Here is a 20,451-nt window from a genome sequence, read left to right as displayed (position 1 = left end):
GAAGCCGCCGTCGACACCGCCTATTACTGCGAATGGATCACCGTCTACGACTACTGGGGCAACTGGGTCACCGTCTGGCAGTGCTACTGAGCCAGTAACCCACGCGCCAAAGAAAAAGGCCCGCCAAAAAGGCGGGCCTTTCTGCATCCCGGGGACCCCCCTTCACAGCCGGCGCATCCAGAACTGCAGCGGATGCGCCGTCTCCTCCTCCCGGTCGAGATCCTTCCAGCGGAACTCGGCCACAGCGCCCTCGACCTTCTCGTAGCCGCGCTTGCGCCAGAACCCGTCAAGCGGGCGGTAATCCGCGGGCCTAAACGGGTGATCCGCCGGCCGCACCACCCCGCAGAACGCGCAATACCTCCGCCCCAGCGCCCGCGCATGCGCCTCGCGCGCGTCGAAGAACCGGTGCCCCAGCCCGTGGCCCCGGTACTCCGGCAAAAGCACGCTTTCGGCACAGTAGAAGATATCCGTCAGCGGAATGCCCTGCCCGGCGAAGGCCGCGCCGAAATCCTCGGCGTGATCCTCCATCGGCGTGCCGGTCGAGGCGCCGACCAGCCGGTCGCCATCGAACGCCCCCACGAGGATCGCATCCGCGCTCTCGCGGTAGGTCTGGAGATACTCCGCCTCGTACCCCGCATCCCCGTCATAGAGATACGGCCACGCCCGGAACACCTCGATCCGCAAACGCGCGACGTCGTCCAGCGCCTCGGCCAGCGACTGACCCGTCAGCCGCTCGACGCGGATCACCGTGACACCTGGCGCGTCCAGTCGGCGAGGTTGTAATAGGTGACGACCCGCGTGATCAGCCCGTCCTGCAACGAAAAGAACGACCCGGCGGGCAGGCGATAGCTCTGCCCCTCGGCCTCCGGCAGCCCCTCGTCGGTCTGAAGATACGTGCCGTTCACCACGTACTCGGCGGCGGCCCGCGTGCCCTTCTCGGCCTCGAAGATCACCATGTCGGTCAGCTCCTCGCGGTAGCACCGGCTCATGTGGTCGCAGAAGGCGCGGAACTTCTCCTTGCCCACGCGCACCTGCCCCTCGTTGACGTGGTGCGCCACGTCATCGGCCAGGCAGGCCAGCATCGCGGCGGTGTCGCCGTTGTTGAACGCATCGAAATAGGCTTTGACGGTCTCGTTCATAATCCAATCCCCGGGTCGCCCCATCTGTCCTTGAGGTGCTTGATGATCTGGTCGCGTGTCTGGCGATAGGCGTTCAGCTTGGCCTCCCGCGTTTCGCCAAGGCCGGTCGGGTCCATGATCGGCCAGTAGACCACGTCGAGGTGAAACAGCCGCGTCAGGTCCAGCGCCTTGCGCTGGCTGGCGGGGCTGAGCGCGACGATCAGGTCGAACGACGACAGGTCGTCGCCCCATTGCTCCATCTCGTCGAAACTTCTGGTGCGGTGGCGGTCAAGCTCGACCCCCAGCTCGCGGCAGACGGCGATGGCGAAGCCGTCGATATCCATGTCGCCCTTGACGCCCGCCGACTGCACGTAGGTGTCGGTGCCGTAGAGCTTCTTCATCACGCCCTCGGCCATCGGCGAGCGCACGGCGTTGTGGTCGCAGCAGAAGAGCACCGACTGGGGAAGCTCCTGCGCCACGGCGTCAGCCCCCGAAATGCAGAACGCAGATCAGCGTGAAAAGGCGCCGCGCGGTGTCGCTGTCGACATCGGCCTTGCCCTCCAGACGTTCCTCGAGCACGCGGGCGCCCTCGTTGTGGATGCCGCGGCGGGCCATGTCGATGGTCTCGATCTGGCCGGGCGGCAGGTTCTTGACCGCGTCGAAATAGCTTTCGCAGATCGACCAGTAATCCTTGACCACCTGCCGGAAGGGCGACAGCGACAGGTGGAACTCGGCCGCCGGCTCGTTCTCCTCGGTGCGGATGTCGAAGACCAGCCGCTTCTCGCGGATCGACAGGCCCACGCGATAGGGTCCCTCGGGCACGACCCGGTCATCCCGCTTGGGCAGGGTGAACGAGTTCTCCTCGATCAGGTCGAACATGGCGACCTTGCGCTCCTGTTCGATTTCCGGCGTGGGCGGCGGCAGGTTCGCGTCGTCCAGCTCGATGTGGCAGATGCGGCTCATCATGACTGTCTTTCCGTCTGTTCGCGTGGCCCTGACTAGCCCAGCCGAACCGGCTCGGCAATGCGGCCAAGCGACGGGGCATGGCGATTTTGCGGCGGTGTGGCGGATGAAAAGGCCCGCCACGCTGCGGCGCGGCGGGCCCCTGCCCTGCCTGGCACCCGAAAAGCCTCAGGCGGTCAGCGCGTTATGGCCGAAATACAGGAATTCCCGGTCCATCCCCGCCACCTCGCCCGCATTCAGCGAGAGGCTGCCATTGTCGAGCATCCGGTAACTTTTCTGACCGGTGACCCATTCGTCGGCATCCTGAAGCGTGGTCAGCGTGTAGCTGGTGGTCTCGTTCAGGTAATGGGTCGGTATCACCACCTTGGGCTTCAGCCGCTCGACAATCGCATCGCCCATCTCGTAGCTCAGGATATGCATCGACCCGTCGACCGGCAGGGTCAGGATATCGACCTCGCCCACGGCCTCCCAGAATTCCTCGGGCGGATTGTGGCGGTTGTCGCCCCAGATCAGCGTGCGCAGCCCCCCGGTTTCGACCAGGTAGACCACCATGTCCATGTGGCTCACATTGTCGGGCGGGCAGGCATTCGCCCCGAACTCGGCCAGCGCGTCGGTCCAGCTGTACCAGCCCGGCGCCACGCAGGCGTGCTTGTCGGCAAAACCGGTGATCTTCAGGTCGGCGAACTCGAAATTCCCCACCATCCGGTCCAGCACCATGGTCGAGACCGGGCGGTGAATGGCGTCATGGTCGAAATGAGTATGGGTCGACATGCAGATATCGACCGGCGTTTCCGGAAACTCGCTCTTGAACCACATCCCCCAGGCGCCCGACGGGTCATCCCGGAACGGGTCGAACAGCACCGTCGCCCCGCCGGGAGAGGTGAACTTGAGCGCGCAATGCCCGTAATAGTCGATGGCCACGTCGCCCTCGACCATGCTGCCGGTGGTCTTCTGCAGCTCGATCACGCCATTGTTGTTGCCCGGCTGGGTCCAGTCGGTCGATTGCGCCCGCGCCGCCGTGCCGCCCAGCAGCGAAGCTGCGCCGCCCACGCCCGCCGCCCCGGCGGCCATGAAGAACGATCGCCGCGACAGTCCCGGCGACAGGTCGTCCCGCTCACCGTGAAGCAGGACGGGTTCGAGATTGAGATCTTCTTTTTCCATGAAATTGCTCCCTGTTGATCGAAGTCTTTGTTCTGCGCCGGGCGTGGCCCGGGACGGTCAGGGTAGCAACGGAAAGCCGATCCGCGCGTATGGGAAAACCCGGGGCATAACATGGGGGTCACCCCCATGGTTTCACTGGATCGACAAAAGCAGGCTCCGCAGGTTCTGGCCGCTGCGGCGCAGGCCCAGCTTCCGGCGGATGTTGTTGCGGTGATACTCGATCGTACTGGGCTCGCGCGCCAGTGTCTGCGCGATATCCTTGGTGGTCTGGCCGCGCATCACCATCTGCGCGACCTCCTGCTCGGTCGGGGTCAGCTTCTCGAAGACCGTGGTCAGCTGCCCCGACATGGCGGCCGTGATGTCGCCCAGATTTTCCTCGGCCAGGTCCAGGTAGGCCGCCGCCGCAAGATCGCCGCCCAGCCGCCGCCGCAGCCGGCCCAGGTGCGGCATCACCAGCCCCTTGATCTGGCGCAGCACCTTCTCGTCATACTCCTCCCGCGACCGCTCGACATTGGCCAGAAGCACCCGCAGCGCGGTGTTGGCCTCCTCCAGCTCCGAGGTGCGATCGGCGACCCGCTGCTCCAGCGTGTCCAGCGTCTGCTGCAACGCCGCCTCCAGCGCCTGTCGCCGGGCGATTTCGGTCAGCCGTTCCAGGTCGGCCTCGATCACCCGGGCGAACTCCTGCAAGCCCCGCCGGAACAGAAGCGCCTGCGGGTTTCGTCGCCGGTCAAGCACGCAGATCGTGCCGAAAAGCCCCCCGTCGGGCCACTTCAGCGGCAGCCCGACATAGAAGCTCATCCCGTGCTCCATGTCGTCATTGTCCGCCCAGTCCGGCTCGCAGGTCGCATCCTCGACAACCAGCTCGCCGTCATTCTTCATGACGCCGTAACAGTACAGCTTTTCATTGAGCACGAAATTCTGCCCGACCGTGTAGGGGTTTCCCTCGCTCGCGCTCGTCACCAGCACCGCGTGATCGGGCGCCCGCGTCTGCATCACCAGGCTGGCCGGCACCTCCGCCAGCCGCGCGATCAGGTCGACGATGCTCTGCCAGCTGGCCATCGTCTCCGGCGGAATGACCGGTCTTGGCTGATCCATGCCCTTTCTCCCGTGGGCCTCGGCCCCGGGTATCTTAGCAACGGCAATCCTTTTCGCGCAACGTGGCGCGGGCCTCAGCCCTCGTTCAGCCGGTCCAGCCGCGCCCGAACGCTCAATCCGTGCGCTTCCAGGCTCTCGGCAATCGCCAGCCGCTCCGCCGCCGGCCCGATGGCCTTCAGCGCCTCGGGCGTCATCTTGGCCAGCGTCGTCCGCTTGAGGAAATCCATCACCGACAGCCCGGAGGAGAACCTTGCCGACCGCGCCGTCGGCAGCACGTGGTTCGGCCCGCCAACGTAATCGCCGATCGCCTCGGGCGTCCAGGCGCCCAGGAAAATCGCCCCGGCATGGCGGATCTTGCCCGAAAGCCCCTCGGGATCGGCCACGCACAGCTCGAGGTGCTCGGGCGCGATCCGGTCCGCCAGCTTTGCCGCCATCTCCAGGTCCGGCACCACGATCACCGCGCCGAAATCGCGCCAGCTCGCCCCCGCGATCTCGCGCCGCTCCAGCGTCTCCAGCCGCTTTTCGACCGCGGCCTTCACCTGCTCGCCGAACCCCGCATCGTCGGTGATCAATATCGCCTGCGCGCTCTCGTCATGTTCGGCCTGGCTCAGCATGTCCACGGCGATCCAGTCCGGATCGTTCTCGGCATCGGCGATCACCAGGATCTCCGACGGCCCCGCGATCATGTCGATCCCGACCCGCCCGAAGACCCGCCGCTTGGCCGCCGCCACGTAAGCGTTGCCCGGCCCGGTGATCTTGTCGACCGGCGCGATGCTCTCGGTGCCATAGGCCAGCGCGGCCACCGCCTGCGCGCCGCCCACGCGGTAGATCTCGTCCACCCCGGCAATGCGCGCCGCCAGCAGCACCAGCGGGTTGGCCACGCCATCGGGCGTGGGCACGGTGATCGCCAGCCGCTCCACCCCGGCCACCTTGGCAGGGATCGCGTTCATCAGCACCGACGACGGATACGACGCCAGCCCCCCGGGCACATACAAACCCGCCGCCGAGACCGGCGTCCAGCGCCAGCCCAGCGTCGCGCCCTCCGGGTCGGTCCAGCTTTCGTCCTTGGGCATCTGCCGGGCGTGATAGCCCCGGATGCGGCCCGCCGCATGTTCCAGCGCCGCGCGGTCCCCGGGCGACACCTGCGCCACCAGCGCGTCGACCTCGGCGGCGGTGAACCGCAGACGGTCGGGCGACAGCTCCATCCGGTCGAACTTCGCCGTCAGGTCGATCAGCGCCTGATCGCCCCGCGCCCGAACATCGGCGATGATCGCGGCCACGGCCTCGTCCACATCCTGCGCCTCTTCCCGCTTGGCGCCCAGCAGGGCGGCGAAAGCCTCCTCGAAACCGGCATCGTTGGCGTTCAGAAAATGGGGCATGGCAGATCCTTTCGCGGAACCCTTAAACGGCCCCCGCCGGGGGCTCAAGGGCCGCCGCCCAGCGCCTTCCTCATCGGCTGGCCCCGGGTGCGGAAGCAATCCACCTCCGGCCCGTCATTGCGCCAGCCGCGCGACAGGTAGAAGCCATGCGCCGTCTTGGTGCTGACAAGCGTCGCCTCCGTGTGCCCGGCGTTGGCGAGTTCCGCCTCCAGGACCTGCAATAGCGCGGCGCTGTGACCCCGGCCGCGATGCTCCGGCGCCACGTAGAGCAGCAGCACCTCGCCCCCGCCCGAAACCGACCCCGAAACCGCGCCCACGGCAACGATCTCCTCGCCCTCCACCGCCACGCGCACCCCGTGCGCGCCTTCCAGCCAGACGGCCACGTGCTCGGGGGTCTTGTTGGCAATCCAGGCTTCGATGGCGGCGGCGTCGCCCTCATGATCGGGCGCGCACAGCTCCCGGATCGAGGCGATCAGCACGGCGCTGATCTCCACCGCGTCCTCCGGCCGGGCGGCACGCACCTCGCTCATCGCGTCAGTCCCCGTGCTCCGGCGCCTTGCCGGAGGGAGCCTTGTAGGGCCGCGTCACGTCCTTCAGCGTCACCTCCAGCGCCTCGACCGCCAGCCGGATCGCCCCGTCGCCCGCCAGCGTCAGCAGCACGTGGCCGGTGCCGTCCTCGCCCGGCTCGAACTCGACCGTCAGCACCGACAGGATCGTGTCCTTGTCGCCCCGGTCGATGCCCTGGCTCGCCACCTTCAGAACATGATCCACCGCCAGAACCGAGCGCACCCGCTCGGCCCCGTGCCGCTCGCGGCCGGCATCCTCCCACCGGAAGCGGTTCAGCAGGAGGGCAAACCGCCGCTCGCGCGGGCGCCACGCCATCTCGGTCACCGGGAACACGGCATCCTGCACCAGCGACGACAGAACCTGCAAATCCTCCAGGTCGAAGGCGCCAAGGTTCAGCGGCGCCTCGCGCCCGTCCTCGAATCTCGCGTCATCGCTCACGAGCCCTTCACCCTTTCGATCTGCGCGCCCACGTTGCCCAGCTTCTCCTCGACACTCTCGTAGCCGCGATCCAGGTGGTAGACCCGGTTGACCAGCGTCTCGCCCTCGGCCGCCAGCCCGGCAAGGATCAGCGAGACCGACGCCCGCAGGTCCGTCGCCATCACCGGCGCGCCCTTCATCCGCTCGACGCCCGTCACCTTCGCGGTGCCGCCCTGCACGTCGATCCTCGCGCCCATCCGCATCAGTTCGGGCGCGTGCATGAAGCGGTTCTCGAAGATCTTCTCCTCCAGCACGCTCGTGCCTTCGGCAATGCACATCAGCGCCATCATCTGCGCCTGCAAATCCGTGGGAAAGCCCGGAAACGGCTCGGTCGTCACATCAACCGCCTTCACCCGCCCGTTGCCGCGCGACACCTTCACGCCGCGCTCGGTCTCCTCGACGGAGATGCCGGCCTCGTCCAGCTTCTCGCTGAACGCCGCGACCAGCTCAAGCCGCCCGCCAAGACACTCCACCGCGCCGCCGCACATGGCCGGCGCCAGCATGTAGGTGCCCAGTTCGATCCGGTCGGGCACCACCGGATGCGTCGCGCCGTTCAGCCGGTCGACCCCCTGGATGGTGATCTCGCTGGTGCCCTCACCGTCGATCTGCGCGCCCATCCGGCGCAGGCAGCGCGCCAGGTCGACGATCTCCGGCTCCCGCGCGGCGTTCTTCAGAACCGTCGTGCCCTTGGCCAGCGTCGCGGCCAGAAGCGCGTTTTCCGTCGCCCCCACCGACACCAGCGGAAACTCCACCACGCCGCCTTTCAGCCCGCCCTTGGCGCTGGCGTGAACATAGCCGTCCTTCAGCTCCAGCTCCGCGCCCATCGCCTCCAGCGCCTTGAGGTGCAGGTCGACCGGCCGCGCCCCGATGGCACAGCCGCCGGGCAGCGACACCACCGCATGCCCGTCCCGCGCCAGCAGCGGCCCGAGCACCAGGATCGAGGCGCGCATCTTCCGCACGATGTCGTAATCGGCCACGTGGCTTTTCAGGGCATGGCTCGACATGGTCAGCACCTTGCCCTCCTGCATGCTCATCACCTCGGCGCCAAGGCTCTGCAGCAACAGGCTCATCGTGCGGATATCCGACAGCCGCGGCGCATTGGTCAGCGTCAACGGCTCCTCGCTCAGAAGCGTCGCCGGCATCAGCGTCAGACAGGCATTCTTGGCCCCGGCGATCGGGATATCCCCGTTCAGCTGGCCATTGCCCCTTACCAGTATCGAATCCATCGGTTCCTATCCCTCGTCCTTGTCTGCCTCGTCCGCCCCGGCGGCGTTTTTTCTGCCCCGCACCTGTGCCTTGCGCCGCGCCATGTTGGCCTTCAGCGCGGCCTTCAGCCGGTCTTCGCGGCTGTCCTTTCCGGCGGGGCGGGCCTTGTCGGGGGTCTTTTTCGTCATCGTGCCGTCCTACTGTGTTCCGCTTTGTACCCGAGAAATCAAGCCGGCGAAACCAGAAGCCAGTCATATAATGCGGTACGGCGCCCCGTGAAATCCCGCCCCGGCGGTTTTTCCCGGCATTGCGGCAAACCGGTACGAAAACCCGGCCAGATAGCCCTTGCGCGGGGCCGCGGAACGGTCTAAGAGGCCCGCCATCGACGAGGCTGCTGTAGCTCAGTGGTAGAGCGCACCCTTGGTAAGGGTGAGGTCGGGAGTTCAATCCTCCCCAGCAGCACCAGTCCCTCCCGAAAATTGCCGGACTGCCCCGCAGCCTTCATCCGACGCGATGCGTCCGACAGGGGCACCCTGTGCCGAAATAGCCGCAGTGCGGACGTCCGTGCAGTCCAAATTCCTGTTGTCAATGACTGCTTTTGGCGCTCACGCATCCTGTGGAGCAGGGTATATTCGAGTTGCAAGACACTGATCCGGTATATGGAAAGCGAGGCGGTTAATTTGAGCTATGACTTCGAGCTTTATACGAGCCGAAAGCTGACACTTGATCCGCCACAAACCAGTGTCGGAAAATACATTCGCGTTGATGGCCCGGATGTCGTGGAAGAAGAGGATATACCGGCCAACTATCTACCCGTCTTGGGCAAGAAGCGTATCCTCTTCAGGATCAGCTTAGAAGGCAATCACACGTCATCCGATCGAGCTGCCGTTGATTCATGGCTTGGCGCAATTGTCCTTGAAACAAAGGGCGTTCTGATTGACCTGCAAACCGAGCATTTTGAAACGCCAACGAAATCCGGGAAGCTGGAGGAAAAGGCAATTCAGCCGAACGACAGTGGCTGGATGTCATTCTACTTCGAGGGCGGCGAGAAATTCTACGAGAGTGGATTTGAACAGTTGCTTCGGGAGATTTCTCTTTTGATGCCTGAAGCCGCTCCGGCAAGGTTCGGCTACTACGAACCATTGCAAGGCAAAGTCGAAGACGGCGACGTCTCGGAACTGGTTTCATCCTTCAAGACTGAAACGGATATCTTCATGAAATCCAGATCGCCTTTCGGACACATTTTCCTGGATGTTCCCTGTAAAAAGACGTTCGAGAGATACCACCCACAACATTTTGTCCGTCGAGAATTTCTGCTGTGCCGCGTGTGCTTTGAGCTCCGTCCAAAACTGTTCACACATCCAGCAAATCTTGACCGCCTCAAATCTCTTTTCGAGTCGTTGTGCATAACCTTCGATGTTGTGTACGCGGAGATCGTGCAAACCGACAATCGGGGTGGTTGGTGTTGGTATGGTCTACCCGATCATGAGGCACATACGATTTGTGTGGGAAGAGCTTACCAGGAGGTTTGGCCCGAATTTCTCAAATCCGGCAGGAAGATTGGTGAACATCATCATTTGGTGACCACTGATCGCTTTGGAAACAAGCCGCCTCTGCCACCGAGAGCCTTGGTCGCTCCAGATCAAGGAGATGGCAATCCAGGTGGCAAGTCGGAGTATGCGTCCGTCTTTCCATTCGAATACAGGTTTGACCGCGACGCGTACATCTGGTGACGGCATATCTCTGTTTAGACGCCGCATGCTGATTGCCGCGTCCCTTCCCCCACCCTCTGGCACCCGGAAAACAACCCGCCACCGCCGCCCAACGCCCGCCCAAGGTTTACTTGCCGGCCGCCTGCGCCTAAACTTCCCGAAAGAGGGCAGGGCATTGGCATGAAACGGTTATTTCGGGAAACCCCCCTCCATCACCCACATCCCGACGCCATCCGCCCCTCGGCCCGTTTCGCCGTCGCCATCCCCCTGGCCATCACGCTCGCCGTCCTGCTCGTGACGGCTCTCGCGCCCCTGATCGCGCCGTTCGGCCAGACGGACATCGTGGGCCAGCCCTTCCAGCCGCCCGACAACACCCACCTTCTCGGAACCGATGCCTACGGGCGGGATTTCATGACGCGCATCATCTACGGCCTGCGCAACAGCGTCGGGCTCGCGCTTGCCGTGGCCGTCCTGTCGCTCTGCATCGGCGTGGCCGCCAGCGCGCTCGCCACGGCCCTCGGGGCATGGCCCTCCGCCATCCTGTTCCTCCTGGCCCAGACCCTGTCGACCTTCCCGGCCTTCTACTGGGCCTTCTTCATCATCGCCGTCTTCCCCCCGTCGGGCCCGGCCCTGGTCACGGCCTTGACCCTGGCGCTGGCGCCACGGGTCTTCCGGCTGTGCAGCACCGAAACCATGCAGGCCACCCAGCGCTACGCCCTCGCCGCCTCGGCCTCCCGCCTGCCCATGCTCCGCCTCGTGACCGCTCTCCTCCGCAACGACGGCGTGCTTCTGGCGGCCATGTTCGGCATCGTCTTCAACATCGCCTTCCTGACCGAGGTCGCGATGTCGTTCTTCGGCATGGGCGTGCCCTATCCGCTGGCGTCCATCGGGGCCACCGCCGTTCAAAACATGACCCTGCTCACCTTCGGTGACTTCATCCCGATCTACATTCTCGTCCTCATCGTGGTTTTCACCACGTCGGTCTCCCTCCTCGTCGACTGGCTGCAGCGCCGTTCCGGGCGGCCCCTTGTGCCCAGCTTCCGGAGTTACGGCCCCGCCTGGGACATCCAGCGGTAACCACGCCTCACCCCCACCTTACGCGACGTAACGATAAGTTTAGTTGCCCGTTACAAACCTTCCGCCCGATGGTCGGTTTGCGATCCATCGTACAAAGAAGAGGAGCTTAACGATGAAACATACCACCAGATCCGGCGCCGCCATCGCATCCGCCGCCTTCGCCCTTGCCCTGTCCGGCCCCGCCGCGCTTGCCCCCACGGCCGCCGCCGCCGACGAGGCCAAGATCCACTGCATGGGCGTCAACAGCTGCAAGGGCACCAGCGACTGCGCCACCGCCAGCAACTCCTGCGCCGGCCAGAACTCCTGCAAGGGCGAAGGCTTCCTGTCGATGACCAAGGCCGAATGCGACGAGGCCGGCGGCACCGTCGAAAGCTGATCCGTCACAGGGCAATTCCACCGGGCCTCTTCCAGTGCGGACAGGGGCCCGGTTTGCCGTTACACTGCCCCGCACCACGACAGGAGGAGCATGATGGTCGACCGCCCCCCGTTCCTTGGCTTCGGCCTTGGCCTCAGGCCCCAGCATTACGCCGAGATCCTCGACGCCGACACGCCCCCGCCCGTCGACTGGTTCGAGATCATCTCGGAAAACTACATGGAGGCCGGCGGCCGCCCCCGCCACATGCTCGACCGCGTGAAGGAACGCTACCCGCTGGTGATGCACGGCGTGTCGATGTCCATCGCCTCGTCCTCCCCGCTCGACCGGGCCTACCTGGACCGTCTGAAATCCCTCGCCGATCACGTTCAGCCGAAATGGATCTCCGACCACCTCTGCTGGACAGGCGTGCACGGCATCAACCTGCATGACCTGATGCCCGTCGCCTATACCGAGGAGGCGCTGACCCACATCGCCGCCCGCATCGCCCGCGTGCAGGACCATCTCGGCCGCCGCATCGCCATCGAGAACGTATCCTCCTACATCGAGTTCGCCGAATCCGAGATGACCGAATGGGAATTCGTCGGCGAACTGGCCCGCCGTGCCGATTGCTGGCTGCTGCTCGACGTGAACAACGTCTTCGTCTCGGGGCAGAACCACCGCTTCGACGGCGCCGAATTCATCGAGGCGATCCCGACGGACCGCGTCGTGCAGTTCCACCTCGCCGGCCACAGCGAGGGCAATGACTGCCTGATCGATACCCATGACCAGCCGGTCTGCGACGAGGTGTTCGAGCTCTACCGCCGCGCCATCGGCCATTTCGGCCCCGTCTCCACCATGATCGAGCGCGACGACAACATCCCGCCCCTGTCCGAGCTGCTGGCCGAGCTTGCCCGCGCCCGGCAGATCGCCCGGGACACCCTCGCCCCCGATCAGCTCAAGGTCGCCTGATCCATGGCCCGCACCCTCGCGGAATTGCAGGCGGCGCTGCAGAACGACGTGCTCCACCGCCAGTCCACCAGTCTCGACAGCCTCTCCGTGCCCGAAGGCACCACCGCCGAAAGCCGCCTCGCCGTCTACCAAAACGCCTACGAAATCCGCCTCGTCAACATCCTTGGTGAAGACTACGACACGCTCTGGAGCTTCATGGGCGACACGGCCTTCCGCGACCTCGCCACATCCTATCTCCGCGCCCACCCCTCGACCTCGCGCAATGCCCGCTGGATCGGCCACGCCCTGCCCGAATACCTCGCCGGGCAACCCATCGCGGCCCAGATCCCCGCCCTGCCCGAGATCGCCCGCCTCGAACGCGCCATCCGCGATGCCTTCGACGCGCCCGACGCGCCCGTGGCCACGCCCGAAGACCTCGCCGCCATCGCCGACCAGCCCGAGGCGACGGTCTTCACCCTCCACCCCTCGCTCGCCCTCCTGCCGATGCAGACCAACGCCTACGACATCTTCCGCGCGCTCCGCGCCGGGAATACCCCGCCGCCCCCCGCCAGGGCCCGGGACCTGCGGTGGATCGTCGCGTGGCGCCGCGACCTGAACAGCCATCACGCGGAATTGACCGGCGGGGAAGGCCCCCTGCTCGACCTCGCCCGACAGGGCCACAACTTCGCCCGCCTGTGCGAGGCCGCCGCCATGCTGGACGAGCCCGACACCACCGCCGCGCGCATGGCGGCCCATCTTCGCGGCTGGCTCGAAAACGGCATGATCTCCGCCATGGGCCGCGCCACGGCCCGCGATCCGGCATAATAACGCTCACCCCTTTGAAAACTGCCCCTTTCACCCGTGCCGCACCCACTCTATAACTCACACGGCTTCCGGGCTCGCGACTCGGCGGCCAAGGTATCAATTGGGCGATGGATCAGCAGGCGCAGATGTCAATCTTCAGTAATATCCCCGGGCTTTTCTCGTCGGACATGGCGATCGACCTCGGGACTGCGAACACGCTGGTCTACGTCAAGGGTCGCGGCGTCATCCTGTCGGAACCCTCGGTGGTGGCCTACCACGTCAAGGACGGGGTCAAGAAAGTGCTCGCCGTCGGTGAAGACGCCAAGCTCATGCTGGGCCGGACACCGGGCAGCATCGAGGCGATCCGCCCGATGCGCGAAGGCGTGATTGCCGATTTCGACACCGCCGAGGCGATGATCAAGCATTTCATCCGCAAGGTGCACAAGCGCTCGACCTTCTCGAAACCGAAAATCATCGTCTGCGTCCCGCACGGCGCCACCCCGGTGGAAAAACGCGCGATTCGCCAGTCGGTGCTCTCCGCCGGCGCCCGCCGCGCGGGCCTCGTGGCCGAACCCATCGCCGCGGCGATCGGCGCGGGCATGCCCATCACCGACCCGACCGGCAACATGGTCGTCGATATCGGCGGCGGCACCACCGAGGTGGCCGTCCTGTCGCTGGGCGACATCGTCTACGCCCGCTCGATCCGCGTCGGCGGCGACCGGATGGACGAGGCGATCATCAACTACCTGCGCCGCCAGCTGAACCTGCTGGTGGGCGAGTCGACGGCCGAGCGCATCAAGACCTCGATCGGCACCGCCCGCATGCCCGATGACGGGCGCGGCACCTCGATGCAGATCCGCGGCCGCGACCTGCTGAACGGCGTGCCCAAGGAAACCGAGATCACCCAGGCCCAGGTGGCCGAGGCGCTGGCCGAGCCCGTCCAGGCGATCTGCGAGGCGGTGATGACCGCGCTCGAGACCACCCCGCCCGACCTCGCGGCGGATATCGTCGACCGGGGCGTCATGCTCACCGGCGGCGGCGCCCTTCTGGGCGATCTCGACCTCGCCCTGCGCGAACAGACCGGCCTTGCCGTTTCGATAGCCGATGACAGCCTCAATTGCGTGGCCCTCGGCACCGGCAAGGCGTTGGAGTTTGAAAAACAGCTCCGACACGCGATAGACTACGACAGCTAAGGCGATCTGCGCTATCCTCGACCGGAAAGACCGGCGCGGACCGCCGCGAACCCATTGATGTAGAAGGCGGACCGGAGCCCATGCCGCAGACCGGCTGACGTTCCGGCCACTCCACGCCATCCACCTGTCTGACGAAGGGGCAGCCGTTGGCAAAGGACAGAAACCAGGACGGGGATTATTCCGGCCAGCTCAGGCGCCTTCTGGTGGGCGTGCTTCTGCTGTGCCTGCTCGGCCTGTTCCTGATCTGGCGCATCGACAGCCCCCGCATCGAACGCTTCCGCGCCCAGGTGATCGACCGAGTCGTGCCCAGCTTCGACTGGGCGATGGCGCCGGTCACCGGCGCGGTCAACATCATCCACGACTTCCAGAGCTACCAGCGCATTTACCAGCAGAACCAGGAACTCCGCCGCGAGCTGCAGCAGATGAAGGCCTGGAAAGAGGCCGCGCTCCAGCTCGAACAGGAAAACGCCCGCCTGCTCGATCTCAACAACGTCCAGCTCGACCCGCGCCTCACCTTCGTCACCGGCGTGGTGCTGGCCGACAGCGGCTCGCCCTTCCGGCAATCGGTGCTGATCAACGTGGGCGCCCGCGACGGCATCGTCGACGGCTGGGCGGCGATGGATGGCCTCGGCCTCGTCGGGCGCATCTCGGGCGTGGGCGACAACACCGCGCGGGTGATCCTGCTCACCGACACCTCCAGCCACATCCCCGTCACCATCGAACCCTCGGGCCAGCAGGCGCTGGTCTCGGGCGACAACACTCCCTCCCCCACCGTCAGCTTCATCGAGGCGCCCGACCGCGTGCGCCCCGGCGACCGGCTGATCACTTCGGGCGATGGCGGGGTCTTCCCCGCCGGGCTGCACGTGGGCCAGCTCGCCAAGGATCCCGGCGGCCGCCTCCGCGTGCGCCTCTCGGCCGATTACGAGCGGCTCGAATTCCTCCGCGTCCTGCGCAACTGGCGCGACGAGCGGATCACCGACCCGGGCGGCCTCGTCACCCCCTTCGGCCCGATCCCCAACCCCGTCACGCCCGAGGCCGCCGCCACCGGCGCCATTGCAGCCGAGCCCGCCGATGGCTGAGCGCAGCCAGACATATCTCTGGGCCATGCGCGCCCTCTTCGTCGGCATCTGCACGCTGTTCGTCTTCCTGCGCCTGCTGCCGCTCGACACGCTGCCGCGCGGCTGGGCGGGGCCCGACTTCATCCTCGCCTTCACGCTCGCATGGGGCCTGCGACGGCCCGAATTCGTCCCGCCCCTGCTGGTGGCGGCGATCTTCCTGCTCTGCGACCTGCTGTTTCACCGCCCGCCCGGCCTCTGGGCGGCGCTGGTGCTGATCGGCAGCCAGACGCTCCGCGCCCGCGCCCCCGACCTGCGCGACCTGACCTTCCCGGTCGAATGGGTCAGCGTCGCCACCACGCTCGCGGCCATGACCATCGGCTACCGGCTGATCCTCGGCGTGATGATGGTCGACCAGGCGCCGCTGGGCCTCAGCCTGATGCAGATGCTCATGACCCTCATCGCCTATCCGCTGGTGGTGCTGGTCTCGCAATCCCTGCTCGGCGTGCGCAAGGTCGCGCCGGGCGAACTTGACGCGATGAGGCCCGGCTCATGAGACGCCCGACACGCGACAGCGCCGAAAGCTACCGCAAGATCACCCGCCGCGGGCTGATCGTCGGTGGGGGCATGTCCGGCCTCGTGGGCGCGCTGGCGCTCCGGATGCGCTATCTCCAGGTCGAGCAGGCCGACCAGTTCCGCCTGCTCGCCGACGAGAACCGCATCAACATCCGCCTGATCCCGCCGACCCGCGGCCGCATCTTCGACCGCAACGGCATGACCATCGCCGAGAACGTGCCCAGCTACCGGATCACCATGGTCCGCGAGGAAGCGGGCGACGTCGAGGACGTGATCGCCCGCCTGTCAAAGCTGGTCACGCTCGACCCCGAGGAGCTGGAGCGCGCCCGCCGCGACCTCGAACGCCTGCGCGGCGATACGCCCGTCACCATCGCCGACCGCGTCAGCTGGGAAGACATCAGCCGCGTCGCCGTCAACACCCCCGCCCTGCCCGGCATCACGCCCGACGTGGGCCTGTCCCGCCGCTACCCGCATGGCGAGGCCTATGCCCATGTCGTGGGCTATGTCGGCCCGGTCAGCGACCGCGACCTCGAGCGGATCGACGCGCCCGACGCCCTGCTGCTGATCCCCCGCTTCCAGATCGGCAAGATCGGGCTCGAGGCCAAGCGCGAGGAGCTGCTGCGCGGCGAGGCCGGCACCAAGCGGGTCGAGGTCAACGCCGCCGGCCGGGTGATGCGCGAACTCGAACGGCAGGAAGGCACCTCGGGCAAGGATATCCAGATCTCGCTCGACAACGCGCTCCAGACCTACGCCCACGCCCGGCTCTCCGAGGAAAGCGCGGCGGCCGTGGTGATCGACTGCGAAACCGGCGACCTGCTCGCCTGCGCCTCGACCCCCAGCTACGACCCCAACCTCTTCGTGCGCGGCATCTCCGTCGCCAATTACCAGGCGCTGCTCGAAAACGAGTATCGCCCGCTGCCAAACAAGGCGGTCCAGGGCATCTACCCGCCCGGCTCGACCTTCAAGATGGTCGTCGCGCTGGCCGCGCTCGAGGCCGGAGAGCTGGACCTCACTGAAACCGTCTACTGCCCCGGCCATCTCGAGGTCAGCAACCGCCGCTTCCACTGCTGGAAGCGCGCCGGCCACGGCAATGTCGACCTGCACCGCTCGCTCCGCGAAAGCTGCGACGTGTTCTACTACGACATGGCCCTGCGCGTGGGCATCGAGAAGATATCCGAGATGGCCCGCAAGCTGGGCGTGGGCATCGAGCATGACCTGCCCCTCACCTCGGTCGCCGCGGGGCTTGCCCCCACCAAGGAATGGAAGCTCATCAACCGCGACGCCGAATGGGTGGTCGGCGACAGCGTCAACGCCTCCATCGGGCAGGGCTTCGTGCTGGCCTCGCCGCTGCAACTGGCGCTGATGTCGGCCCGCATCGCCACCGGGCGCGAGGTGAAACCGCGGGTCATCAAGTCGATCGACGGGGTCGAACAGCCCTCGGGCGTGGGGCCGTCGCTGGGCATCAACGAGAACAGCCTGCGCGAGGTCCGCAAGGCGATGTTCGCCGTCTCCAACGACCGGCGCGGCACGGCCTATTCCAGCCGCATCATCGAGGATGCCTTCCGCATGGCCGGCAAGACCGGCACCAGCCAGGTGCGCAACATCTCCTCGGGCGAGCGCGCCTCCGGCGTGCGCCGCAACGAGGACCTGCCCTGGCGCCAGCGCGACCACGCGCTCTTCGTCGACTACGCGCCCTTCGACAACCCCAAGGTCGCGGTCGCGGTGGTGGTCGAACATGGCGGCGGCGGCTCGTCCGTGGCGGCCCCCATCGCCCGCGACATCACCCTGCAGGCGCTCTACGGCGGCGATCCGCCGCTCTCGGCCTACCCCTCGAAGGACCGCGGCCGCATCCAGACCCAGCAGGAGCAACTGCGCCAGTACCGCCCCGGCCCCACCGGTGACGAAAGCGACCGCGCATGAGCTATCTCGAGTACACGGTCAAGACCACGCCGGCGGGCATCCGCAAGGTGCTCTATTTCAACTGGGGCCTCGCGATCCTGCTGACGGCGGTGGCGGGCATCGGCTTCCTGATGCTCTACTCGGTCGCCGGCGGCTCGTTCAACCCGTGGGCCGAGCCGCAGATGAAACGCTACGCGCTCGGCTTCGTGGCGATGTTCATGATCGGCATGGTGCCGATCTGGTTCTGGCGCAACATGTCCGTGCTGGCCTACCTCGTGTCGGTCATCCTGCTGGTGGCGGTGGAACTGGTAGGCACCGAGGGCAAGGGCGCCCAGCGCTGGATCGACCTCGGCGTCATGCGCCTGCAACCCTCCGAGCTGATGAAGGTCACGCTGATCATGGTGCTCGCGGCCTATTACGACTGGCTGCCCATGTCGCGCCTTTCCCGCCCGCTCTGGGTGATCTTCCCGGTGATCCTGATCATCGTGCCGGTGGCGCTCGTGCTGCGCCAGCCCGACCTCGGCACCTCGATCCTGTTGATCATGGGCGGCGGCGCGCTGATGTTTCTCGCCGGCGTCCACTGGGCCTATTTCGCCGTGGTGATCGCCGCCATCGGCGGGCTGATCACGGCGGTGTTCCGCAGCCGCGGCACCGACTGGCAGATGCTGGCCGACTACCAGTACCGCCGCATCGACACCTTCCTCGACCCCTCCACCGACCCGCTCGGCGCGGGCTACCACATAACCCAGTCGAAGATCGCCCTCGGCTCCGGCGGCTGGACGGGGCGCGGCTTCATGCAGGGCACCCAGTCGCGGCTGAACTTCCTCCCCGAGAAGCATACCGACTTCATCTTCACCACCCTCGCCGAGGAATTCGGCTTCGTCGGCGCGGTCTCGCTGCTGGCGCTCTACGCGCTCATCATCGTGTTCTGCATTTCCTCGGCCATGACCAACCGAGACCGCTTCTCCTCGCTCCTCACGCTGGGCGTGGCGATCACCTTCTTCCTGTTCTTCGCGGTCAACATGTCGATGGTGATGGGCCTCGCCCCCGTGGTCGGCGTACCGCTCCCGCTGGTCAGCTACGGCGGCTCCGCCATGCTGATCCTGATGCTGGGCTTCGGCCTCGTGCAAAGCGCCCATATCCACAGACCAAGGTAATCCATGACCCTCAACGTCCTCTTCGCGGCCCGCCCCGAGCGGTGGGAAAGCTACGAACCCATCCTGAAATCCGAATTCGCCCGGCAGGGCCTCGACGTGGCGCTTTCCACCGATCATCCGCCCGAAACCGTCGACTACATCATCTACGCCCCCAACGGCCCGGTGCAGGATTTCACGGCCTACACGCGCTGCAAGGCGGTGATGAACCTCTGGGCCGGGGTCGAGCAGATCGTCGGCAACGAGACCCTGACCCAGCCGCTCACCCGCATGGTCGAGGAAGGGCTCACGGGCGGCATGGCGGAATGGGTCACCGGCCACACCCTGCGCTACCATCTCGAGATGGATCTCGACCTCGCGCGCAAGCCGGGCGACTGGTCGCAGCACAACCCCCCGCTCGCCCGAGACCGGCCCGTCACCATCCTCGGCCTCGGTCAGCTCGGCCAGGCGGCGGGGCAGATGCTGGCCGGCATCGGCTTCCCCGTCACCGGCTGGAGCCGCACGCAGAAGGATATCGAGGGCATCACCTGCCTCTCCGGCGACGAGGGGCTGATCGAGGCGCTGAAGACGGCGCAGGTGCTCGTCCTGCTGCTGCCCGACACGCCGGCCACCACGAACATCATCAACCCGGAATCGCTGGCCCTCCTGCCGAAAGGCGCGGTCATCCTCAACCCCGGCCGCGGGCCCCTGATCGACGACGACGCCCTCCTCGCGGCGCTCGACCTCGGCCAGGTCGCCCACGCCACGCTCGACGTCTTCCGCACCGAACCGCTGCCCGAGGATCACCCCTACTGGCACCACCCGAAAGTCACCGTCACCCCCCACATCGCCGCCGAAACCCGCCCCGCCACCGCGGCCCGCGTGGTGGCCGAGAACATCCGCCGGGGCGAAGCGGGCGAGCCGTTCCTGTATCTCGTCGACCGCGACCAGGGGTACTAGGTTGGAAGGTGGGATTGAGGGGCCAGCCCCTCAAACTCCCCGGGATATTTTCGGCCAGAAGAAGCAGCGGGCCCGGCCTCAATCCCCCGCGATGAAGGTCACCATCTTCCACGCGCCGTCCCGCTTCTCGAAAAACGCCCGGTAGTCCACCAGCGCCCGCAAGTAGTCGCGGTGCACGAACCCCCTGGTGTCATCCGACCGTGCGACCTCGACATAGGGCGTGCCGCTGACCCAGTCGAGATGGCGCACCACGTCATGGTCGAGCCACGCGGTCACCTCCCCGTACCGGATCGGCCGGTCGCGCATCGCCACGCCGGTGCCGGTCACAAACATCACCTCGAACGGGTCCATCCCGTCCGGCTGCTGGAACGACCAGGTATAGGGCGCCACGAACCGCCCCTCGCCGTCGAACACCCCGCCCATCCGCAAAACCGTCTCCAGGTCGGCCCAGTTGCGCTGCCGCAGCGCCGGCGCCTCGTGTCGCTGGCCCTCGGGGAAGGTCTGCGGATCGACCGTCAGGAACTCGCGCAGCGCCGCGTGACCCAAGGCACCGCCGAAGCTCAGCTTGATGTCCTCCGAGGCCATCCCGACGATGGCCTCGACATCCCGCGCGACCACCGCCTCGATCAGCCGCTCGCGATAGGCGGCAAAGCTTTCATCCTGCCCGGCCTCGTCCACCGGCGGGAAACTCAGCGCCTGCGCCATCACGGGAAGCGGCAGGGCAAGCAGCAGAAGAGTGAAGAAAATCCGTACCATGCGGGGAATATCGCCTC

The 20,451-nt window shown here is 66.5% G+C and carries 23 protein-coding genes and 1 tRNA gene; 12 read left to right on the top strand and 12 right to left on the bottom strand.

The window, feature by feature from the left end:
- Window positions 1-162: 162 nt before the first annotated feature.
- The 11 genes from QUV18_RS21605 to QUV18_RS21555 form a co-directional block, all read right to left on the bottom strand.
- On the bottom strand, window positions 163-744 hold the full coding sequence (locus tag QUV18_RS21605) for a GNAT family N-acetyltransferase (RefSeq protein WP_300896231.1): 582 nt from the start codon (window positions 742-744) through the stop codon (window positions 163-165).
- Complete coding sequence (locus QUV18_RS21600) at window positions 744-1,139, bottom strand: ketosteroid isomerase-related protein (protein ID WP_300896221.1); 396 nt, start codon at window positions 1,137-1,139, stop codon at window positions 744-746. Before QUV18_RS21600 ends, QUV18_RS21605 begins: the two co-directional genes overlap by 1 nt.
- Window positions 1,136-1,597: a low molecular weight phosphatase family protein gene (locus QUV18_RS21595; protein ID WP_300896220.1), complete on the bottom strand. Its 462-nt coding sequence runs from the start codon at window positions 1,595-1,597 to the stop codon at window positions 1,136-1,138. Before QUV18_RS21595 ends, QUV18_RS21600 begins: the two co-directional genes overlap by 4 nt.
- A gap of 4 nt (window positions 1,598-1,601) precedes the next feature.
- Entirely contained in the window at window positions 1,602-2,081 is a 480-nt protein-coding gene (locus QUV18_RS21590) for a UPF0262 family protein (RefSeq protein WP_300896219.1), read from the bottom strand.
- Window positions 2,082-2,249: 168 nt separating this feature from the next.
- Entirely contained in the window at window positions 2,250-3,242 is a 993-nt protein-coding gene (locus QUV18_RS21585; protein WP_300896218.1) for an MBL fold metallo-hydrolase, read from the bottom strand.
- A gap of 132 nt (window positions 3,243-3,374) precedes the next feature.
- Complete coding sequence (locus QUV18_RS21580) at window positions 3,375-4,337, bottom strand: LuxR C-terminal-related transcriptional regulator (protein WP_300896217.1); 963 nt, start codon at window positions 4,335-4,337, stop codon at window positions 3,375-3,377.
- A 74-nt stretch (window positions 4,338-4,411) separates the two neighbouring features.
- Entirely contained in the window at window positions 4,412-5,716 is a 1,305-nt protein-coding gene (gene hisD, locus QUV18_RS21575) for a histidinol dehydrogenase (protein ID WP_300896216.1), read from the bottom strand.
- A 44-nt stretch (window positions 5,717-5,760) separates the two neighbouring features.
- A complete protein-coding gene (locus QUV18_RS21570; protein ID WP_300896215.1) occupies window positions 5,761-6,246 on the bottom strand; it encodes a GNAT family N-acetyltransferase in 486 nt (161 codons plus the stop codon).
- Between the two features lie 4 nt (window positions 6,247-6,250).
- Entirely contained in the window at window positions 6,251-6,721 is a 471-nt protein-coding gene (locus QUV18_RS21565) for a DUF2948 family protein (RefSeq protein ID WP_300896214.1), read from the bottom strand.
- Entirely contained in the window at window positions 6,718-7,986 is a 1,269-nt protein-coding gene (murA, locus tag QUV18_RS21560) for a UDP-N-acetylglucosamine 1-carboxyvinyltransferase (protein WP_300896213.1), read from the bottom strand. The genes QUV18_RS21565 and murA overlap by 4 nt, the downstream gene beginning before the upstream one ends.
- 6 nt (window positions 7,987-7,992) lie before the next feature.
- The gene (locus QUV18_RS21555) at window positions 7,993-8,154 is read right to left on the bottom strand and encodes a hypothetical protein (RefSeq protein WP_300896212.1); all 162 of its coding nucleotides are present in this window, start codon (window positions 8,152-8,154) and stop codon (window positions 7,993-7,995) included.
- A 202-nt stretch (window positions 8,155-8,356) separates the two neighbouring features.
- On the opposite strand from QUV18_RS21555, the gene QUV18_RS21550 reads away from it, so the two are divergent.
- The 12 genes from QUV18_RS21550 (at window position 8,357) to QUV18_RS21495 (ending at window position 19,678) form a co-directional block, all read left to right on the top strand.
- Window positions 8,357-8,431, top strand: a tRNA-Thr gene (locus QUV18_RS21550).
- 194 nt (window positions 8,432-8,625) lie between these two features.
- Entirely contained in the window at window positions 8,626-9,699 is a 1,074-nt protein-coding gene (locus QUV18_RS21545; RefSeq protein ID WP_300896211.1) for a hypothetical protein, read from the top strand.
- 159 nt (window positions 9,700-9,858) lie between these two features.
- A complete protein-coding gene (locus tag QUV18_RS21540) occupies window positions 9,859-10,755 on the top strand; it encodes an ABC transporter permease subunit (protein WP_300896210.1) in 897 nt (298 codons plus the stop codon).
- Window positions 10,756-10,867: 112 nt separating this feature from the next.
- Window positions 10,868-11,131 (top strand): hypothetical protein, encoded by a 264-nt coding sequence (locus QUV18_RS21535; protein ID WP_300896209.1) that lies wholly within the window; start codon window positions 10,868-10,870, stop codon window positions 11,129-11,131.
- A 93-nt stretch (window positions 11,132-11,224) separates the two neighbouring features.
- Window positions 11,225-12,079 carry a DUF692 domain-containing protein gene (locus QUV18_RS21530; protein WP_300896208.1) on the top strand — a complete coding sequence of 285 codons (855 nt, stop codon included), beginning with the start codon at window positions 11,225-11,227 and terminating at the stop codon, window positions 12,077-12,079.
- 3 nt (window positions 12,080-12,082) lie between these two features.
- Window positions 12,083-12,883: a DNA-binding domain-containing protein gene (locus tag QUV18_RS21525; RefSeq protein ID WP_300896207.1), complete on the top strand. Its 801-nt coding sequence runs from the start codon at window positions 12,083-12,085 to the stop codon at window positions 12,881-12,883.
- Window positions 12,884-13,008: 125 nt separating this feature from the next.
- Complete coding sequence (locus tag QUV18_RS21520) at window positions 13,009-14,055, top strand: rod shape-determining protein (RefSeq protein ID WP_057820969.1); 1,047 nt, start codon at window positions 13,009-13,011, stop codon at window positions 14,053-14,055.
- Window positions 14,056-14,201: 146 nt separating this feature from the next.
- On the top strand, window positions 14,202-15,134 hold the full coding sequence (mreC, locus tag QUV18_RS21515; RefSeq protein ID WP_300896206.1) for a rod shape-determining protein MreC: 933 nt from the start codon (window positions 14,202-14,204) through the stop codon (window positions 15,132-15,134).
- Entirely contained in the window at window positions 15,127-15,666 is a 540-nt protein-coding gene (locus tag QUV18_RS21510) for a rod shape-determining protein MreD (protein WP_300896205.1), read from the top strand. The genes mreC and QUV18_RS21510 overlap by 8 nt, the downstream gene beginning before the upstream one ends.
- A complete protein-coding gene (gene mrdA, locus QUV18_RS21505) occupies window positions 15,663-17,606 on the top strand; it encodes a penicillin-binding protein 2 (protein ID WP_300896203.1) in 1,944 nt (647 codons plus the stop codon). Before QUV18_RS21510 ends, mrdA begins: the two co-directional genes overlap by 4 nt.
- On the top strand, window positions 17,603-18,742 hold the full coding sequence (gene rodA / locus QUV18_RS21500) for a rod shape-determining protein RodA (RefSeq protein ID WP_300896201.1): 1,140 nt from the start codon (window positions 17,603-17,605) through the stop codon (window positions 18,740-18,742). Before mrdA ends, rodA begins: the two co-directional genes overlap by 4 nt.
- Window positions 18,743-18,745: 3 nt before the next feature.
- Window positions 18,746-19,678, top strand: coding sequence for a glyoxylate/hydroxypyruvate reductase A (locus tag QUV18_RS21495; protein WP_300896199.1), 933 nt, complete (start codon window positions 18,746-18,748; stop codon window positions 19,676-19,678).
- Window positions 19,679-19,756: 78 nt separating this feature from the next.
- Here the strand turns inward: QUV18_RS21495 and QUV18_RS21490 are convergent, their stop codons facing one another.
- Window positions 19,757-20,434 carry an SH3 domain-containing protein gene (locus tag QUV18_RS21490; protein WP_300896197.1) on the bottom strand — a complete coding sequence of 226 codons (678 nt, stop codon included), beginning with the start codon at window positions 20,432-20,434 and terminating at the stop codon, window positions 19,757-19,759.
- Window positions 20,435-20,451: the final 17 nt, after the last annotated feature.

Origin of the sequence: Roseovarius sp. (assembly GCF_030373445.1) — a bacterium.
Classification (GTDB): Bacteria; Pseudomonadota; Alphaproteobacteria; order Rhodobacterales; family Rhodobacteraceae; genus Roseovarius.
The sequence above is the reverse complement of the archived record's forward strand: the minus strand, read 5'-3'. Positions and strand labels throughout refer to the sequence as shown.

Excerpts from the sequence above, each read along its gene's own strand:
- QUV18_RS21600 (WP_300896221.1), bottom strand. The coding sequence starts at position 1,139 with ATGAACGAGACCGTCAAAGCCTATTTCGATGCGTTCAACAACGGCGAC.
- QUV18_RS21590 (WP_300896219.1), bottom strand. The coding sequence starts at position 2,081 with ATGAGCCGCATCTGCCACATCGAGCTGGACGACGCGAACCTGCCGCCG.
- QUV18_RS21585 (WP_300896218.1), bottom strand. The coding sequence starts at position 3,242 with ATGGAAAAAGAAGATCTCAATCTCGAACCCGTCCTGCTTCACGGTGAG.
- QUV18_RS21580 (WP_300896217.1), bottom strand. The coding sequence starts at position 4,337 with ATGGATCAGCCAAGACCGGTCATTCCGCCGGAGACGATGGCCAGCTGG.
- hisD (WP_300896216.1), bottom strand. The coding sequence starts at position 5,716 with ATGCCCCATTTTCTGAACGCCAACGATGCCGGTTTCGAGGAGGCTTTC.
- QUV18_RS21570 (WP_300896215.1), bottom strand. The coding sequence starts at position 6,246 with ATGAGCGAGGTGCGTGCCGCCCGGCCGGAGGACGCGGTGGAGATCAGC.
- murA (WP_300896213.1), bottom strand. The coding sequence starts at position 7,986 with ATGGATTCGATACTGGTAAGGGGCAATGGCCAGCTGAACGGGGATATC.
- QUV18_RS21555 (WP_300896212.1), bottom strand. The coding sequence starts at position 8,154 with ATGACGAAAAAGACCCCCGACAAGGCCCGCCCCGCCGGAAAGGACAGC.
- QUV18_RS21545 (WP_300896211.1), top strand. The coding sequence starts at position 8,626 with ATGGAAAGCGAGGCGGTTAATTTGAGCTATGACTTCGAGCTTTATACG.
- QUV18_RS21540 (WP_300896210.1), top strand. The coding sequence starts at position 9,859 with ATGAAACGGTTATTTCGGGAAACCCCCCTCCATCACCCACATCCCGAC.
- QUV18_RS21535 (WP_300896209.1), top strand. The coding sequence starts at position 10,868 with ATGAAACATACCACCAGATCCGGCGCCGCCATCGCATCCGCCGCCTTC.
- QUV18_RS21530 (WP_300896208.1), top strand. The coding sequence starts at position 11,225 with ATGGTCGACCGCCCCCCGTTCCTTGGCTTCGGCCTTGGCCTCAGGCCC.
- QUV18_RS21525 (WP_300896207.1), top strand. The coding sequence starts at position 12,083 with ATGGCCCGCACCCTCGCGGAATTGCAGGCGGCGCTGCAGAACGACGTG.
- QUV18_RS21520 (WP_057820969.1), top strand. The coding sequence starts at position 13,009 with ATGTCAATCTTCAGTAATATCCCCGGGCTTTTCTCGTCGGACATGGCG.
- QUV18_RS21510 (WP_300896205.1), top strand. The coding sequence starts at position 15,127 with ATGGCTGAGCGCAGCCAGACATATCTCTGGGCCATGCGCGCCCTCTTC.
- mrdA (WP_300896203.1), top strand. The coding sequence starts at position 15,663 with ATGAGACGCCCGACACGCGACAGCGCCGAAAGCTACCGCAAGATCACC.
- rodA (WP_300896201.1), top strand. The coding sequence starts at position 17,603 with ATGAGCTATCTCGAGTACACGGTCAAGACCACGCCGGCGGGCATCCGC.
- QUV18_RS21495 (WP_300896199.1), top strand. The coding sequence starts at position 18,746 with ATGACCCTCAACGTCCTCTTCGCGGCCCGCCCCGAGCGGTGGGAAAGC.
- QUV18_RS21490 (WP_300896197.1), bottom strand. The coding sequence starts at position 20,434 with ATGGTACGGATTTTCTTCACTCTTCTGCTGCTTGCCCTGCCGCTTCCC.